Source organism: Xanthomonas sp. NCPPB 1062 (assembly GCF_041481705.2).
Classification (GTDB): Bacteria; Pseudomonadota; Gammaproteobacteria; order Xanthomonadales; family Xanthomonadaceae; genus Xanthomonas; species Xanthomonas euvesicatoria.
Genome location: NZ_CM192987.1, coordinates 2,692,905 through 2,708,856 on the forward strand (window position 1 = coordinate 2,692,905; position 15,952 = coordinate 2,708,856).

Annotated in this window: 16 protein-coding genes; 5 read left to right on the top strand and 11 right to left on the bottom strand. The window is 66.0% G+C overall.

Annotation, left to right across the window (positions count from 1 at the left end; translation table 11 throughout):
* Positions 1–42 precede the first annotated feature (42 nt).
* The gene (locus ACCQ16_RS11880; RefSeq protein WP_008573434.1) at positions 43–546 is read right to left on the bottom strand and encodes a pyridoxamine 5'-phosphate oxidase family protein; all 504 of its coding nucleotides are present in this window, start codon (positions 544–546) and stop codon (positions 43–45) included.
* A 419-nt stretch (positions 547–965) separates the two neighbouring features.
* On the opposite strand from ACCQ16_RS11880, the gene ACCQ16_RS11885 reads away from it, so the two are divergent.
* Entirely contained in the window at positions 966–2,147 is a 1,182-nt protein-coding gene (locus ACCQ16_RS11885; RefSeq protein ID WP_218496398.1) for a putative acyl-CoA thioester hydrolase, read from the top strand.
* Positions 2,148–2,473: 326 nt separating this feature from the next.
* Here the strand turns inward: ACCQ16_RS11885 and ACCQ16_RS11890 are convergent, their stop codons facing one another.
* The 6 genes from ACCQ16_RS11890 to efp all read right to left on the bottom strand — a co-directional run bounded on the left by ACCQ16_RS11890 (position 2,474) and on the right by efp (position 7,627).
* Entirely contained in the window at positions 2,474–3,163 is a 690-nt protein-coding gene (locus ACCQ16_RS11890; protein WP_008573439.1) for an isoprenoid biosynthesis enzyme family protein, read from the bottom strand.
* A 28-nt stretch (positions 3,164–3,191) separates the two neighbouring features.
* A complete protein-coding gene (locus tag ACCQ16_RS11895) occupies positions 3,192–3,884 on the bottom strand; it encodes a phosphoglycolate phosphatase (protein WP_277572719.1) in 693 nt (230 codons plus the stop codon).
* A gap of 85 nt (positions 3,885–3,969) precedes the next feature.
* Positions 3,970–4,689, bottom strand: a complete 720-nt coding sequence (gene ubiG, locus ACCQ16_RS11900) for a bifunctional 2-polyprenyl-6-hydroxyphenol methylase/3-demethylubiquinol 3-O-methyltransferase UbiG (RefSeq protein ID WP_277572718.1) — start codon at positions 4,687–4,689, stop codon at positions 3,970–3,972.
* A 30-nt stretch (positions 4,690–4,719) separates the two neighbouring features.
* Complete coding sequence (locus ACCQ16_RS11905; RefSeq protein WP_277572717.1) at positions 4,720–6,057, bottom strand: TRZ/ATZ family hydrolase; 1,338 nt, start codon at positions 6,055–6,057, stop codon at positions 4,720–4,722.
* Between the two features lie 17 nt (positions 6,058–6,074).
* Entirely contained in the window at positions 6,075–7,055 is a 981-nt protein-coding gene (locus tag ACCQ16_RS11910; protein WP_506175197.1) for a PA3715 family protein, read from the bottom strand.
* 5 nt (positions 7,056–7,060) lie between these two features.
* Positions 7,061–7,627, bottom strand: coding sequence for an elongation factor P (efp, locus tag ACCQ16_RS11915; RefSeq protein WP_007962665.1), 567 nt, complete (start codon positions 7,625–7,627; stop codon positions 7,061–7,063).
* Positions 7,628–7,729: 102 nt separating this feature from the next.
* Here efp and epmB point away from each other — a divergent pair, with 102 nt between their 5' ends.
* Positions 7,730–8,758: an EF-P beta-lysylation protein EpmB gene (gene epmB / locus ACCQ16_RS11920; RefSeq protein WP_277572716.1), complete on the top strand. Its 1,029-nt coding sequence runs from the start codon at positions 7,730–7,732 to the stop codon at positions 8,756–8,758.
* Between the two features lie 232 nt (positions 8,759–8,990).
* Here the strand turns inward: epmB and ACCQ16_RS11925 are convergent, their stop codons facing one another.
* The 3 genes from ACCQ16_RS11925 to ACCQ16_RS11935 are packed head-to-tail and all read right to left on the bottom strand — an operon-like array spanning position 8,991 to position 12,850.
* Complete coding sequence (locus tag ACCQ16_RS11925; RefSeq protein ID WP_277572715.1) at positions 8,991–11,108, bottom strand: putative bifunctional diguanylate cyclase/phosphodiesterase; 2,118 nt, start codon at positions 11,106–11,108, stop codon at positions 8,991–8,993.
* Positions 11,105–12,034: a phosphate/phosphite/phosphonate ABC transporter substrate-binding protein gene (locus ACCQ16_RS11930; protein ID WP_014090361.1), complete on the bottom strand. Its 930-nt coding sequence runs from the start codon at positions 12,032–12,034 to the stop codon at positions 11,105–11,107. Before ACCQ16_RS11930 ends, ACCQ16_RS11925 begins: the two co-directional genes overlap by 4 nt.
* A 51-nt stretch (positions 12,035–12,085) precedes the next feature.
* The gene (locus ACCQ16_RS11935; RefSeq protein WP_033479051.1) at positions 12,086–12,850 is read right to left on the bottom strand and encodes an RNA methyltransferase; all 765 of its coding nucleotides are present in this window, start codon (positions 12,848–12,850) and stop codon (positions 12,086–12,088) included.
* A gap of 117 nt (positions 12,851–12,967) precedes the next feature.
* Between ACCQ16_RS11935 and ACCQ16_RS11940 the strand changes: the two genes are divergently transcribed.
* Positions 12,968–13,801 carry an inositol monophosphatase family protein gene (locus ACCQ16_RS11940; protein ID WP_005913068.1) on the top strand — a complete coding sequence of 278 codons (834 nt, stop codon included), beginning with the start codon at positions 12,968–12,970 and terminating at the stop codon, positions 13,799–13,801.
* 197 nt (positions 13,802–13,998) lie between these two features.
* Here the strand turns inward: ACCQ16_RS11940 and ACCQ16_RS11945 are convergent, their stop codons facing one another.
* Complete coding sequence (locus ACCQ16_RS11945; protein WP_003486056.1) at positions 13,999–14,610, bottom strand: superoxide dismutase; 612 nt, start codon at positions 14,608–14,610, stop codon at positions 13,999–14,001.
* A gap of 251 nt (positions 14,611–14,861) precedes the next feature.
* On the opposite strand from ACCQ16_RS11945, the gene ACCQ16_RS11950 reads away from it, so the two are divergent.
* On the top strand, positions 14,862–15,302 hold the full coding sequence (locus ACCQ16_RS11950) for a guanyl-specific ribonuclease (protein ID WP_218490461.1): 441 nt from the start codon (positions 14,862–14,864) through the stop codon (positions 15,300–15,302).
* The gene (locus tag ACCQ16_RS11955; protein WP_277572714.1) at positions 15,299–15,724 is read left to right on the top strand and encodes a barstar family protein; all 426 of its coding nucleotides are present in this window, start codon (positions 15,299–15,301) and stop codon (positions 15,722–15,724) included. Before ACCQ16_RS11950 ends, ACCQ16_RS11955 begins: the two co-directional genes overlap by 4 nt.
* The last annotated feature ends 228 nt before the right edge of the window (positions 15,725–15,952 follow it).

The following is a 15,952-nucleotide window of genomic DNA, read 5'->3' on the forward strand; positions in this document are numbered from 1 at the left end:
CGCGCACACGCCACCTTGACGGTGGCGCGTGCGCCCCAGATTTCAGCGCAGCGGAACGTCCGCCACCTTGTCCTGATAATCCTTCTTCGGGTCGACGCCCAACAACACCTTGATCCCTGCCAGCAGGCTCGACTCGTTGAGCCAGATCTGCGCATGGTCGGCGTCCAGGCGCAGCAGCGCCAAGTTCGGATCGGTCTTGCCGCCTTCGTACCACGCAGCGACATATGGATTCCACAACCGGTCGACCATGGCCGGATCGGTGTCTTCGCGCAGCGAGCCGCTGATGCTGGCGAACAAATCGTGGCCCTTGCTGCTGAAGGCGCCGATGACGCGGCGGCCCTGCCCCAGCATGGCGATCAGCGCGTTGTCCTTGGATGTGAAGAACCAGATCGGTCCACCGCTATCGCCTTCGATCTGTGCGGTCATCGGACGCGCATGACCGTCTTCGACACCGTCCAGGCCCAGCATCACGGTGCGATCGGATTTGAGCGCCTTCCAGAATTTTTCCTGCAACTCTTTGGTGTCTGCCATTTCGATTCCTGACATGCGCGCGTACGCGGGTGAGTCAGTCTGAAAGGCCCTGCGCCCACGGCATGTGAGGACGCATCTCGAATCGCCGTCATTGTGCAACCGCAATATGGTCCGCGTGCGACATGGCCTGTAGCGCCAGTACCGGCCCGCAAAGCGTGACCGATTCGCAGTTCCGGCACATTGGCCGATACGTCATCAGCCGAAAAACGAACACGGCAGTAGGATCGGCCGGCCGCTGGTGCGGCACGAACGAGAACCGCGCATGGCAACGACCGTCGTTGCACCTGCGCTGCATTGCTTCCGAATCCTGAAGCGGCCGGACACCTGTTGCGATCGTTTATCAGGCGAGCGCGCACCGGCGTCGTCGTCGCTCCTGGCTTGCCGGCATCTGCAGCGTATTGCGCATACGTCCCCTTCTGAGAGAGCGCCACCACATGTCTGCAACGCACATCCGTTCGACCTGTCTCGCTGCCGCAGTGCTGAGCCTTGTTAGCGCCACTGCGCTGGCATTGACCGGCACTGCCACACGGCCGCAACTCACCAGCAGCGAAGCGAGCAGTTATACGATCGCCAAAGCCTTGGCCAAAGCCGGGCCGATCAGCGCATTGGTGACCGATAACTGGAACCCCACCGCAGGTGTCGCCCTACTCAGTGCCGATTACGCAGTGGCGGCCGACGGCTCAACACGCTACCGCACCGTGCAATCTGCCATCGACGCTGCCGTGGCTGCCGGCGGCACCACACGTCGCTATATCAGCATCAAGGCGGGCACTTACACCGAGCTGGTCTGCGTGCCGAACAATGCGCCACCGCTGACGCTGTTCGGGCTGGGCACAAATACCGGCGACACCGTCATCCGCTTCAACAATGCCAACCCCACTCCCAAGCCAGCCGGCACCGCAAGCCACCCGTGTGCGAGCAATGCGTCGGCGACCACGGTTGGCACCTCCAACAGCGCGACGTTCACGGTGCGCGCGGCGAATTTCGAGGCGCGCCACCTGCGCGTGGACAACAACTATGTGGAAGGCACCTACACCGACAACAATCAATCGGCGGTGGCGCTGGCTGTGCGTGGCGACAAGGCCAACTTCCAGGATGTCCTGGTGACCGGCAACCAGGACACCTTGTTGATCAGCGCGACCAGCGCGTCCAATGTGATCCGGGCGTATTTCAAGAACAGCACCATCGAAGGCGATGTCGATTTCATCTTCGGCTCCGGCGTCGGTGTTTTCGATGGCGCCACCATCCGTTCCACCGGCGCACGCCTGGGCAGCAGCCGCGGCGGCTATATTTTTGCGCCCAGCACGCGTCCTGGCAGCAGCTACGGATTTCTGGCGATCAACAGCAGCTTTACCGGTGTCTCCGGCTCCCCGGACAACAACACCTATCTTGGACGTGCGTGGGACGAGAGCGTCGGCAGCCTGAGTTCTTACGTCAACGGCACTTCGCCCAACGGCCAGGTGACGGTACGTGACTCGACCCTGGGCAGCCATATCCGCAAGACCGCGCCATGGAATGCATCAACGGTCGGCCGCCCGTATTGCAGCAGCAACTGCACCAATTCGGCCAACCGTTTCTACGAATACAACAATAGCGGGTCCGGCGCGGCCAACTGAGTCGGCGCTTCACCGCAACTGCGCCGCAAGCCCGGCATTGCCCGTGCTTGCGGCCTCGCGCGACGAGCTGGAATTCCTGCCGGGATCCCTGCGTGTGCGTGGCGTCGCGCGGGTCGTCTCGGCCGCGACAACGGCAGCGCACCGGCTGCCGATAAGAGTGCGTGCGAACGGCCTGACTGCGTCGCAAGGCCTACGCACGATTGGCGCTGTCATTACCTTAGCGCTGTGCTGCCAATCGGCCCGCTCCGAACACGACAGACTGGGCCGCCGCGCCCGTCACGCCACACACGCGCATGCTGCGCACGCAGCTGACGTACCGGCGCCGCTTAATCGGTGCCGCTGGCGGCACGCCAGCTATGCCAGAGCTGTTGCATCGGCGGCGGGTACGCAGGCTTGCCCGCCAGCTCGCGCTGCAGGCGCAGCCGTGCCAGACGCGACCACACCCGGTGCGGCCGCGCCAACGCGACCTTGCGCGGCCAGGCCTGCAGCAGCTGCGTGCGCCAGGCGGACGTGGCAACGCCACCGGGCGCTGCGCCGTCGCCGGCCACGCGTTGGCGTGCATCCAGCCATTGCACCGCCACCGCACTGGCATCGCCAGGCCGTGCCCGTGCGAACAGCACCGCTTCCACCGCAATCACCGCCTCGGCGAACGTGCGCAGTGCCCCTAGCGCGTGCTGCAGCGATTGTGGCTGGACGCGCGCGGCCTGCATGGCCGGCAAGGTGTCGGCCAGCTGTGACCACGGCGCACGCACCGGCTCAAGCACGCGCCCCAACGGATGGCGCGAGCGCTGGCTCGACCAGTCACGCAGCTCCTGCTGCCACCACGCCAGCTTGGCATCGGCCGGCAACGGGTCGCCGGCGATATTCATGATGTCTTCCCATTCCTGCAGCAACGCGAACCAGGCAACTGCCAGACGGCGTTGCGGCTCAGGCACGAACGGTTCGGCAACCGACCATTCCGGCCAGCGGGTGGCCCACTTGTCGAGAAAACTGTCGAGCGCGCTGGATTGGCTCATGGCGGGTCCGGAAAAATACGAAGAAAGATCAGATCTGCGGCCACGTTGCCGCATTCCAAAGTGCCTGCGGCTGCTCGACCAGCACATCGGCCTGCCAGTGCGTCGGGTCGTCGTCGTCTAGACGATAGCCCCACAACGCCGCGACCGACGCCATCGCCGCCGCGCGCGCAGCCACGATGTCGCGCTCATCGTCGCCCACATACACGCATTGCGCAGGTGCAACGCCGATGCGTTCTGCGGCTATCACCAGCGGCAACGGATGCGGTTTGCGCTCGGCCAGCGTGTCGCCACCAATCAGCACCGCGCAGCGCTGCTCCCAGCCCAACTGCGGCAGGATCAGGCGTGCCAGATATTCGGGCTTGTTGGTGACGATGCCCCACACGCAGCCGGCATCCTCCAGCCGCACCAGCATCTGTTCGATGCCATCGAACAGCTGCGATTGCGTGCCGATCAGGCCTTCGTAGCGCTGCAGGAATTCCGGCAGCAGCGCCGCGCTCGCCGCGGCATCGAGCTCGGCAAAGGCCACGCCGAGCATCGCACGCGCACCTTTGGAAACCACCGGGCGCAGCGACGCCAACGCAAGTGGTGCACGCCCACGCGCATCCAGCATGGCGTTGACTGTCGCGAGCATGTCCGGCGCGCTGTCCAGCAAGGTGCCATCCAGATCGAACAACGCCGCACGCGGGAAACTCACCACAGCGCCACGGGCATGCAACTGCATGCACTCCACCCGAAACGAGAAAATCTCAAACCCTCAGCGAACCGCCTTTGCGATTCCCGACTCCCGATTCCCGATTCCCCGCCCATCACGGCTTCACCGCATACGCCAGGTAATTCACCTCGGTACGCGAGGACAGGCGGGCGCGATTGCGCCACGGCTCGTACAGCATGCCGCTGACGTCTTCGAGCTGCAGCCCGGCGTTGCGCAGCCACGCCGCAAGCTCGGCCGGCTTGATGAAATCCTTGTAGTGGTGCGTGCCCTTGGGCAGCAGACGCGCGATGTATTCGGCGCCCACCACCGCCAGCGCGAACGCGGCAGGGGTGCGATTGAGCGTGGACAGGAACAGCTTGCCGCCCGGCTTGAGCAGGCTGGCGCAGGCACGAATGATCGCGGTCGGATCCGGCACGTGTTCGAGCATTTCCATGCAGGTCACCGCATCGAAGCTGCCCGGCTGTTCGGCGGCCAGGTCTTCCACCGATTGCACGCGATAGTCGACCTGCACGCCCGATTCCAGGCTGTGCAGACGCGCCACCTTCACCAGTTCCGGCGCCAGGTCGATCGCAGTCACCTGCGCGCCCAGACGTGCCATCGATTCGCTGAGCAACCCGCCACCGCAGCCGACATCGAGCGCGCGCGCACCGGCAAGTTCCAGCCGCGTGGACACATACTCCAGACGCACAGGATTGAGCGCATGCAGCGGCTTCTGCGGGCCGTCGGCATCCCACCAGCGGTTGGCCAGCGCGGCGAATTTATCCAGCTCGCTCTGATGGAAATTGCTGGATTTGGCGTGCGTATTCGAATTCATGCGGGGGCTCCGTGATGCGGTGACGCGCGCTCAGGCGCGGACGGTGCGGATGCGTTCGCGCCACTGCCGCGCATTGGCGAGAAGGGCGGCGGTATCCATGTCGATGAGCTCGCGCTGCACCAGTTTGGGCTTTCCGGCGATCCACACATCGGTGACCTGATGGCGGCCAGCCGCGTAGATCAGCTGCGACAGCACATGATGCAGCGGCTGGGTTTCCAGTGCGGCCAGATCCACGCAGATCAGGTCGGCCTGCTTGCCGATCTCGATCGAACCGATCCTGTCGCCGAAGCCCAAGGCACGCGCGCCGCCTAACGTGGCCGCACGCAACGTGGTCGCCGCGTCCAGCGCGGTCGCATCGTTGGCCACGGCCTTGGCCAGAATGGCGGCGGTACGGTTTTCGCTGAACATGTCCAGGTCGTTGTTGCTGGCACAGCCGTCGGTGCCGATGGCCAGATTCACGCCCGCACGCTGCAGCGCGCATGCCGGGCAAAAGCCCGAAGCGAGCTTGAGATTGGATTCGGGGCAATGCACCACGCTGACGCCGCGCTCGGCGCACAGATGGATTTCCGCATCGGTGAGCTGGGTCATGTGCACCGCGATCAGGCGGTCGTTGACCAGGCCCAGGCGATCCAGCCGCGCCAGCGGGCGCTGGCCGTACTGCTTGATCGAATCGGCCACTTCCTGCGCGGTTTCGTGCGTATGCAGATGCACCGGGATGTCGAGCTGGTCGGCCAGCATGCGTACGCGTTCGAAGTTGGCATCGTTCACGGTATACGGCGCATGCGGCGCGAACGCGGTGCTGATCAACGGATCGTCGCGCCATTGGTCGTGCAGTTCGCCGGCACGCGCGAAGTATTCGTCGTCCGACGATGCCCATGCGGTCGGGAAATCGATGATCACCGCGCCCACCAGCGCACGGAAGCCGTGCTGCTTGTAGACGGCCGCCTGCACATCGGCGAAGAAGTAGTTTTCGTTAACGCAGGTCGTACCACCGCGCAGCATTTCGGCGATTGCCAGCGTGGTGCCATCAGCCACGAATTCCGGCCCGATCACCGCCGCTTCCACCGGCCAGATGTGCTGCTGCAACCACACCATCAGCGGCAGGTCGTCGGCGACGCCGCGCAGCAGCGTCATCGGATTATGCGTATGCGCATTGACCAGTCCCGGCATCAACGCCGCATCGGGCCGCGACACGGTCTGCTTGGGCGCAAAACGCGTGCGTGCTTCGGCAGCCGGCAGCACGGCAACGATGACGCCGTGACTGACCGCGACCGCGTGGTCTTCCAGCACCACCGCATGCGGTTCGATCGGCACGACGTAGCCGGCCTCGATCAGCAGGTCGCAGGGTTCGGGCGGAGCGTTGGTCATGAGTGGATCCATTGAAGTTAGTTGCCGAACGGCCAGGAGTCGTCGGAGCGTGACACAGGCGCATACCGCGTGCCGTCGTAGCGCAGCACCTGGCGCTGGCGGTGCGTGCGCTCGATGTCGTCTGCATCCTCGACGGTGGTGGAAGTCACCAGGTTGGCAGTGACTGCGATGTCGGCATAGCCCGCGTGGACCGGCGCGTCCATCGACAGGGTGAGCGTGCCGCGCTCGGTCACCACACCCGTCGCGCCCCAGTTGCACGGTTCGCCTTTTACCCGCCGCCAGACAGTGAGATCCCGCTGCAGCACCGGGCGCAACCGGCGCTGTTCGCGCACCAGCAAGATCAATGCATCGTTGCTGTCGAAATCCGGACAACTGGGCCCGCGCGCAACGCTGTGCACCACCACGCCAACCGCACGCACGCCCTGCGCCAGGTCATAGCGTGCGGTATCCAGGCGCAGACTGTCGGCAGCAAGTTCGAAGCCGGCATCTTCGCCCATGTCCTGCGTGTACAAGGCAACGACCTGGGCAGTGCGGGCATCGAGCATGGCAACGCGCAACTCAAGGTTGCGTTCGCCTGCCTCGGTGGCGGCATCGCTGGCGAACGCAATGGCCGCCAGCCGTATCGATGGGTCGTACGGCCACGGCTTGCAGGTCTGCGCCACGGCATGGTCGACCGGCACCGCCCCTGCGGCGCCGGACGCCGCGCCAGCTGCCACCGCCGCCACGATTTGCGCGTCGCAGGCGGTGGCGGCGGCGGTTTGCGCAAGCACCGGACACGCCGCCAGCAGGCCGCTCAGCCCGGCCAGCAACGCGACGCACGCGGCCGTCAGGTGCGAGCCAATGGCGCACGGGACCGGCAGTGCACGCGTGGCCCATGCAGATTCCAGACACCGGCCGCCCAGGCCTGGCAACGGCGCAGTCGTTTCTTCGGCTGCTCCTGGCGTCATCAGGACACTGGCGCTGCGTACTGCTCGACCGGACCGGCGTCCCAGGCGCATCTGGATTACTTGACGCGCGCCGAGTATTCGCCCGAACGGGTATCGACCTTGATGATCTCGTCCTGGTTGACGAACAGCGGCACGCGCACCACCGCGCCGGTTTCCAGCGTGGCCGGCTTGCCGCCGCCGCCGGAGGTGTCGCCGCGCACGCCCGGATCGGTCTCGGTGATCTTCAGCTCGACGAAGTTCGGCGGCTGCACCCAGATCGGGGTGCCGTTCCACAAGGTCACGATGCAGTCTTCCTCGCCCTTGAGCCACTTGTCGGCGCCGCCCATGCCGGCCTTGTCGGTCTGCACCTGCTCGAAGGTTTCCGGGTCCATGAAGTGCCAGTACTCGCCATCGCTGTAGAGGTAGCGCATGTCGGTATCGACCACGTCGGCCACTTCCACATCGTCGGTCGCCTTCATGGTCATTTCGACCACGCGACCGGACTTGATGAAGCGGTACTTCATGCGGGTGAAGGCCTGGCCCTTGCCCGGCTTGACGTATTCGGTCTCGGTGATGACCGCCGGCTCGTTGTTGACCAGGATCTTCATGCCGTTCTTGACGTCGTTCATGCCAACAGTGGCCATGGTGCAGCTCCTCGATAAGACCACGACCCGCCACGCGGTGGCAGGTCGGATTAGAATGGGGCGCCCGCCGCAACCGGCGGGCATTTGGTTTTGTGACCGCACATGATAACCGCAGCCCCCCTCGCCTTACAGCCATCCCCGCCCCCCGCCCTGCAGCCAGCGCGCTGGCAACAGCAGTGGCGCGACGCCGTGCGCGACCCGCGCGTGCTGCTGCAGCTGCTGGGCCTGGATGCGCAAGCGGCGGCAATCAGCGCTGCCGCCGCCGCCCAGTTTCCACTGCGGGTGCCGCGCGCCTTCGTGGCGCGCATGCGCCATGGCGACCTGCACGACCCGCTGCTGCGCCAGGTGCTGCCGCTGGATGCGGAAATGCAGCCGGTGCCGGGCTTCGGCCTGGATGCGGTGGGCGATGCCGCCGCCCGGACCGCTGCCGGGGTGATCCAGAAATACCGCGGCCGTGCCCTGCTGATCGCCACCGGCAGCTGCGCGGTGCACTGCCGCTACTGCTTCCGCCGCCACTTTCCGTATGCCGAAGAGACCGCTGCGCGCGATGGCTGGCGTGAAGCGGTGGCCGCGATCGCCGCCGACCCCGGCATCGAGGAAGTGCTGCTTTCCGGCGGCGACCCGCTCTCGTTGGCCACACCCAAGCTGGTCGAACTCACCGACGCCCTGGCGCCCATCCCGCATCTCAAGCGCCTGCGCATCCACAGCCGCCTGCCGATCGTGCTGCCGGAGCGCGTGGATGCGCCACTGCAGGCCTGGCTGCGCAGCCTACCGTGGCCGGTGGCGTTCGTACTGCATGCCAACCATGCCAACGAATTCGACCCCGCGGTAGACGCCGCCGTGCGGGGGCTGCGCGACACCGGCGCACACTTGCTCAACCAGGCCGTGCTGTTGCGTGGCGTCAACGACAGCGTGGATGCGCTGGCGGCGCTGAGCGAGCGCAGCTTTGCCGCCGGCGTGCTGCCCTACTACCTGCATCAGCTCGACCGGGTCGCCGGGGTGGCGCATTTCGAAGTGGACGATGCGCGCGCGCGCGCGCTGCATGCCGAGCTGGCTGCCCGCCTGTCCGGCTACCTGGTCCCGCGGCTGGTGCGTGAAATCCCCGGCGATACCGGCAAGCGGCCGCTGTAACCGCCCGGACCTCAGCGCAACCGGTCGTAGGAGCGCACCCGGGCGCGATGGAGCTTTATCCAGTAAAGCCCGATCGCGCTCAGGTGCGCTCCTACGCTGTTATCCGGCACTGCGCGAAGTCCCCAGTGATGATCGCTGCAACGACCCAGACACGCTCTTCGCAGGAGCGCACCCGGGCGCGATGGCGCTTTACCGGTGACGCCCGTCGCGCTCAGGCGCGCTCCGAGGGCACTCACCCCGCCGCGATCAGCTTGACCATATCGGCCGGGCTCAACGGCCTGCTGAACCAATAGCCCTGCCCCAGGTCGCAACCGCGCTCGCGCAACAGATTGAATTGCGCTTCCTGCTCGATGCCTTCGGCAACCACGGTGATTCCCAGCGAGTGCGCCATGTTGATGATCGCGGTGGTCAGCGCCAGATCGTCCGGGTCGCGCTGCAGGTCGGCAACGAAACTCTTGTCGATCTTGACCCCGTCCACCGGCACCTGACGCAGATGGCTCAAGCCGGAGAAGCCGGTGCCGAAATCGTCCAGCCATACCTTCACGCCGGTGCGGTGCAGTTGGTCGAGCAGGCTGGCCGCCATCATCTCGTCGCCGATCACCGCGGTCTCGGTCAGCTCCAGATGCAGGCGCGCGGCCGGCAGCCCCGACTCGGCCAGGCACCCGGCCACGGTGTCGATCAGCGCACCGCTGCGCAGTTGCCGCGGCGAAACATTGACCGACACGAACAAACCCTCGCCCACCACTGGCCACTGCGCCGCCTCCAGGCAGGCCGCGCGCAGCACCTTGGGGCCGATTACTTCGATCAGGCCGCTCTGCTCGGCAATATCGATAAAGGTGGACGGCGCGATCGTTCCCAGCGCCGGATGCTGCCAGCGCAGCAGCACCTCCACGCCCACCAGCACACGGTCGCTGGTGCGGTAGATCGGCTGGTAGACCAGGCGCAGCTCGTCGCGTTCCCAGGCCCCGCGCAACTCGTGCTCCATGTGCACGCGGCGCTCCACCGCGTGATCGGCGGCGCGGCTGTAGAAGCGATGGCAGTTCTTGCCGGCGACCTTGGCCTGGTACATGGCGATGTCGCCGTTCTTCAGCAGCGCGGTGGCATCGCGCGCATCATCGGGGAACAGCGTGATGCCGATCGAGGTCCCCAGGAACACCTCGCGGCCCTGCACGTTCAACGGCCGGCTCAGTTCGTGCACCAGCCGGTCGGCCAGTTGCGCCGCCAGCAGGCTGACATCGCCGCTCTGCAGCAGGATCACGAACTCATCGCCGCCAAAGCGCGCCAGAATCGCATCGTCGCCGCCCAGCGCGGCAACTGCGCGGCTGATGCGGCTGGCGAACTGCAGCAAGGCCTCGTCGCCGGCCTCATGGCCAAGCGTGTCGTTGACGCGTTTGAAGTCGTCGATATCGGCAAACAGCAAGGCCAGCTTGCTGTCGGTGCTGCGCGCGGTGTGGAGCAGATGATCCAGACCCTCGCGAAAGCCCAGCCGGTTGGTCAGCCCGGTCAACGCGTCGGTGTAGGCCATGTGCCGCACTTCGCGGTCGTGCCGGGCGATGCTTTCGCTCATGCGCCCGAACGCGGAAATCAACTCGCCGATCTCGTCGTTGCGGGGGTGCGGCGGCAGCTGCACCGCATAGTCGCCCCGTTCGATCTGCCTTGCCGCTGCCGCCAGCAACCGAATCGGCGCCACCAGCGTGCGCTGCACGTAGATGGCCAGCAACACGCCCAGCCCGACCAGCGCAGCCAGCAGGACCAGCAACCAGCCCAGATCACGCTTGCCGATGGCGTTGAGGTTCTGCACCAGGGTGAGATTGGCGCCGGATTCGATCTTGCGCACCCGCTCGCGCGACATGCCCACGCGCACGCCACCGATGCGCTGGTCGCCGATCTTGATCGGCACCGTCACATCCAGCACCTCCGGCGAGGACTGCAACACCATCGCCTGCGCCGCCAGCGCCTTGGCGGCGAGCGGATCGGTCATGGCCTGCCCGTAACGCTGCAAGGTCGGCGTGCCGTCGTGCACCAGCCGGCCATGGCGGTCGAACACCAGCACATAGCTCACCACCTGCTGGCGCGAGGCATTGCGCACCAGCGCACCCATCGCGCCCAGGTCCGAGTAATACAAGGGGTTGGCCAAGCCGGAAGCCAGCTCGGTCGCCAGCGTTTCGCCGCGCGTGCGCAGGCTGCGATCGAACAGCTCGTGCAGGATCTGCGCACTCAAGCCGCGCACCTCGCGCTGCATCGCGCTTTGTCGCTGCAGCAGCGAAGCCAGGATCGCACCGACCAGCAGCAGCGTCAGCGCCATCACCAAGAGAAAGCGTGCCTGCAAGCCGAAGCGCACCTGAGTCATTCCACGTGATCCCTGACGCGTTGCACGCCCGCGCTCAACTCTTGCAGACGTCGGCGGCTAGCGGGATCCAGCGGATGGAACCCGGTAGTGTCGAAAAAGCGCTTCAGCGCCGGGCCCGCCTTGGGGTCGGAGGCGGCCTGCAGCAACACCACCCGCAGACGCTGCTCCACGGCCGGGTCCATTCCTGCGCGCACCATTTCCACCGCGCGCGGCACCGGCGCAGTGCGGTGCACGATGCGGAAGTCGCGCTTGAACACCGGTGGCATGTGGCGTTCGTCGTCCCAATCGACGTTGCTGAGCGCGCCCACGTCGATCAGATGTTTGTGCACGAACGCGGCAACGTTCAATTTCGACCCCACCATCAGATAGCCGGCCGATCCGCGTGCCGGGGTGTCGTCGGCCGACAGCAGCACATCGCATGCGATGCCGTTGCGCAGCAGTTCGAGCAACGGTAGCAGGTAGCCGCTGGTGGACGAGGCGTTCTGCAATGCCAGGGTATGGCCGCGCAACTGCGACAGCGACTGGATCGAGCTGTCGCGGCGCACGAAGAACACCGTGTGGAAGTCGCGCAGTCCGCCACGCTCGGTCATGAGCAAGGGATGCGCGCTGCCGCGCTGTTCCAGCAGCATCGCCGCGCCGGTCGTTTCGCTGACCCAATCGACCCGGCCGCGCCGCAGATAGCTGGACATCTGGCGCGCATCGGGCGCCATCAGGATTTCGCCGCGGCGGATCCCGACCTCGCGCATGCGCGGCACCACGTAATCCAGCAAGGGCTTGAGCTGCTCGTAATGGCTGGCGGGATCATCGCTGATCCGTCCAAGCACCAGGACCGAGGAAGGCGCTGCCGCAGCCGTCACGGCCAAGCCTGCCCCGGCAATCAGCCAGCAGGCAATCAGACACCATCGTAGACCGCGCAAAACGGACACTCCCCTAGAGCCGCGGACAGCCTAGCCGAATCTTTGAAGATGTGACAGACGTCAGTTTCCGGCCTGCTTGGCAAGCATGGCCATGCGCTGCGCATCGGACAGGATGCCGCGAATCAGCCGCACCTCCTGCTCGGTCATCTCTGCGCGCAGCAACAACCGGCGCAACTTGCGCATCGCCGACTCCGGCGCACGGCCCTTGTGGAAGTCGATCTCGTCCAGCGTGTCGCCCAGCTGGCCGAACATCCCTTCCAGCTGTGCGTGGCTGGCCGGCCCGTCGCGCAAGCCCGGAGCCGCTGCCGGCGCGCGTTCGGCCTCGCCTGCCGCCAGCTGCGCCAGTCGCACCTCGTACGCCAGCACCTGCACGGCCGCGGCCAGATTGAGCGAACTGAACTGCGGATCGGAGGGAATGTGGACCGCGGCGTGGCACAGCTGCAGCTCGTCGTTGGTCAGACCGGTGCGCTCGCGGCCGAACACGAAGGCCACCTCGGCCGGCTCGCCCGCCTTGGCCAGGGCACGCTGCGCGCCCTCGTCCGGCAGCAGTTCTTCCAGCGCTACCCGGCGCGCGCGCGCAGTGCAGCCAATCACCAGCGTGCAGTCGGCCACCGCCTCGCCCAGTGTCGCGAAGATCGGCGCCTGGCTCAGCACGTCTTCTGCGCCGGCCGAGCGCCGATAGGCGTCTTCGTCGAGTGCGCGCTCCGGTGCCACCAGCACCAGGCGCGAAACCCCCATGGTCTTCATCGCACGCGCTGCAGCGCCGATGTTGCCTGGATGCTGGGTACCCACAAGAACGAATCGGATGCGCTGGCTGACGGACATGAACGGAGATCGGGAAGCTGTTCGGCCGTAGATGGTAAACTGCGCGGCCGGCTTTCGCGCCGGACCGCTCTTTTACCTTCGCCATTGTCCGATTCTGCCTTCACGGGAGCTTTCACCATGCAGAAACCCGCCGTCACCGTCATGGTCAAAGCCGCCCGCCTCGCCGGCAATGTGCTGTTGCGCGGCATCAACAAGCTCGATGCGCTCAATGTGGTGCAGAAAGGCCGCATGGACTACGCCAGCGAAGTCGATGCCGATGCCGAGAAGGTCATCATCAAGGAACTCAAGCGCGGCTACCCCGAGTACGCCGTGTTCGGCGAAGAAGGCGGCGTGCAGGGCGGCAAGAGTGGCCGCTACACCTGGGTCATCGATCCACTGGACGGCACCAGCAATTATCTGCGCGGCTTCCCGCACTACTGCGTGTCCATCGCACTGGTGGAAAATGGCGAACCGACCGATGCGGTGATCTTCGACCCGCTGCGCAACGAGCTGTTCACTGCCAGCCGCGGCGCAGGCGCGGTGCTCAATGACCGCCGCATACGTATCGCAGAGCGCAAGGATCTGGAAGGCGCAATGGTCCACACCGGCTTCCCGCCGCGCGAGCGTGCGCGCGCCAGTGCGCAGCTCAAGTGCGTGGATGCGCTGCTGGTGCAGGCCGAAGACGTGCGCCGCACCGGCTCGGCAGCGCTGGACCTGGCCTATGTGGCCTGCGGCCGCGCCGACGCCTATTTCGAAGCGGGCGTCAAAGCCTGGGACATCGCCGCTGGTGTGCTGCTGGTACGCGAGGCCGGTGGCCGCGTTTGCGACTACAAGGGCGCCACCCCGCCGCGCATGGACAACATGGGCCCTGAGACGCAGCAAATCGTGGCCGGCAACATCAAGATCAGCGACGCGTTGCAGAAGGTCATCGTCAACACCGGCTACGCCCGCGAGTTCGACGCCAAGTTCTGATCGACCCGTTCGCACTACCGCTGCCCGGCAGACATCGGAACACGCCCGAGCACGGAGGCTTCCCTGCAAGGCCTCTCGCGACCGGGGTCGCTCCTACCCACAGCGCAGTAAACGTACAAGGCCGGGATCGCTCCCGGCCTTGTACGTTGGGTGCCGCTGTCACAGCGCTAGGCAGTGCCTGGCGCCGGTGCAGGACCTCAGGCGATCGCGGCGTGGTAGCGGCGCTCGACTTCTTCCCAATTGACGGCGTTGTAGAACGCGCCGATGTATTCCGGGCGACGGTTCTGGTACTTCAGGTAGTACGCGTGTTCCCACACGTCCAGACCCAGGATCGGGGTGTTGCCCTCGAATAGCGGGCTGTCCTGGTTGGCGGTGCTTTCCACCACCAGCTTCTTGTCGGGGGTCACGCTCAACCACGCCCAACCCGAGCCAAAGCGGCTGACGGCGGCCTTGGTGAAGGCTTCCTTGAATTTCTCGAAACCACCGAGATCCTTGTCGATCGCCTTGGCGACCTCGCCCTTGGGCTCGCCGCCACCGTTGGGCGACAGCACGGTCCAGAACAGGGAGTGGTTGGCGTGGCCGCCGCCATTGTTGCGCACCGGGCCCTGCAGGTTTTCCGGCAGGCTCTTCAGCTTGGAGACCAGTTCTTCGATCGGCAGATCGGCGTACTCGGTCCCTTCCAGCGCCGCGTTGACGTTGTTGATGTAGGTCTGGTGATGCTTGGTGTGATGGATTTCCATCGTTTGCGCATCGATGTTCGGTTCCAGCGCGTCGTAGGCGTAGGGCAACTGCGGAAGTGTGTAAGCCATGCGTATCTCCTGGACTTGCCGCCCGGCGAAGACCGGGCGTTGCGGGGTGAATGGTAAGGACGGCGGCAGCGCTTACCAAGGGTGCTGGCAGGGAAACTTCATCCCATCGCATGCCGCACGATGTTCGCCGCACACCTTGCACCAAGTCCCGGTTACTTGGGCGTGAACCGTCCCGGCGCCGGCCACGTTCAAAGTCGACACAGTCGCGCATCGGCATACTTGCTCTGCCGTATCCATTTCGGACTGTCTTCATGCGCAAGCCCGCTTTGCTCGTTGTCGCCATCGCGCTGCTCGTCGCCGGCCTGTGGGGCATGCGCACGATGCAGACGCCCAAGCCGCAGTTCGCGCCGCAACTCAACGCCCCGATCGCCGCGGACGCGCCGACGCGCGAGGTGCCGCGCCTGCCCGCCTTTCTGCCGACCGAGGCGATGGCCACCATCGTGTTGATCCAGCGCGGTGGCCCGTTTCCGCATCCGCAGGATGGCAGCATGTTCGGCAACCGCGAGCATCGCCTGCCCGAACGTCCGCGTGGCTATTACCGCGAATACACTGTCGATACCCCCGGCAGCCCGGATCGCGGCGCGCGCCGCATCGTCACCGGCGGCACTCCGCCCGAGGCGTGGTACTACAGCGACGATCATTACCAGAGCTTCAAGGCCTTCGATGGCCCGACCCCGGACCAGGCACCATGAACGCTGGCGACTTCGCGCTGGATCTGTCCGATCCGCAGCAGTCGGGGGTGTATCAGGCCGAGACCGACGATCTGGACACCATGGCAGCGCTTGCGCGCGATGCCGGCCTACGCATCGTGCGCGTGGATCTGGCCGCCTGCAGCGACAAACGCATGCTGCTGATGCGCCTGGCCACGCAACTGGATTTCCCGGCCAGCTTCGGCCGCAATTGGGACGCGCTCAGCGATGCCCTGCGCGACCTGGCGTGGCTGCCTTCGCCACATGGCTATGCGCTGCTCATCGACGGCGCCCAGGCGCTGGCCAGCACGGCACCCAACGACCGCGACACCTTGCTGGACATCCTCGATGACGTCGCCAACGCCTGGGCAGCACGCGGGCTGACCTTTGCGGCGTTCGTTGCGCCCGCAAGCGCCTGCGACTGAGAGCAGCCAACAGCACGCCTGCGCAGCCGGCGGAGCGGACACGCCTGGCGCCGGCACCACATGCCCCGTGCAGAAGCGATGGCTGCCTGCATGCCGCCCGCACCGACCTGATGAGCGCTCGCGATGTAGGCACCGCGCGGCGCGGTCGATCAGCGCTGGTATTTCCGGCGAACACGGATCGCCACGCACCCGCATCGGCCTGCATCCAGGCGCGATGGCAGACCACCA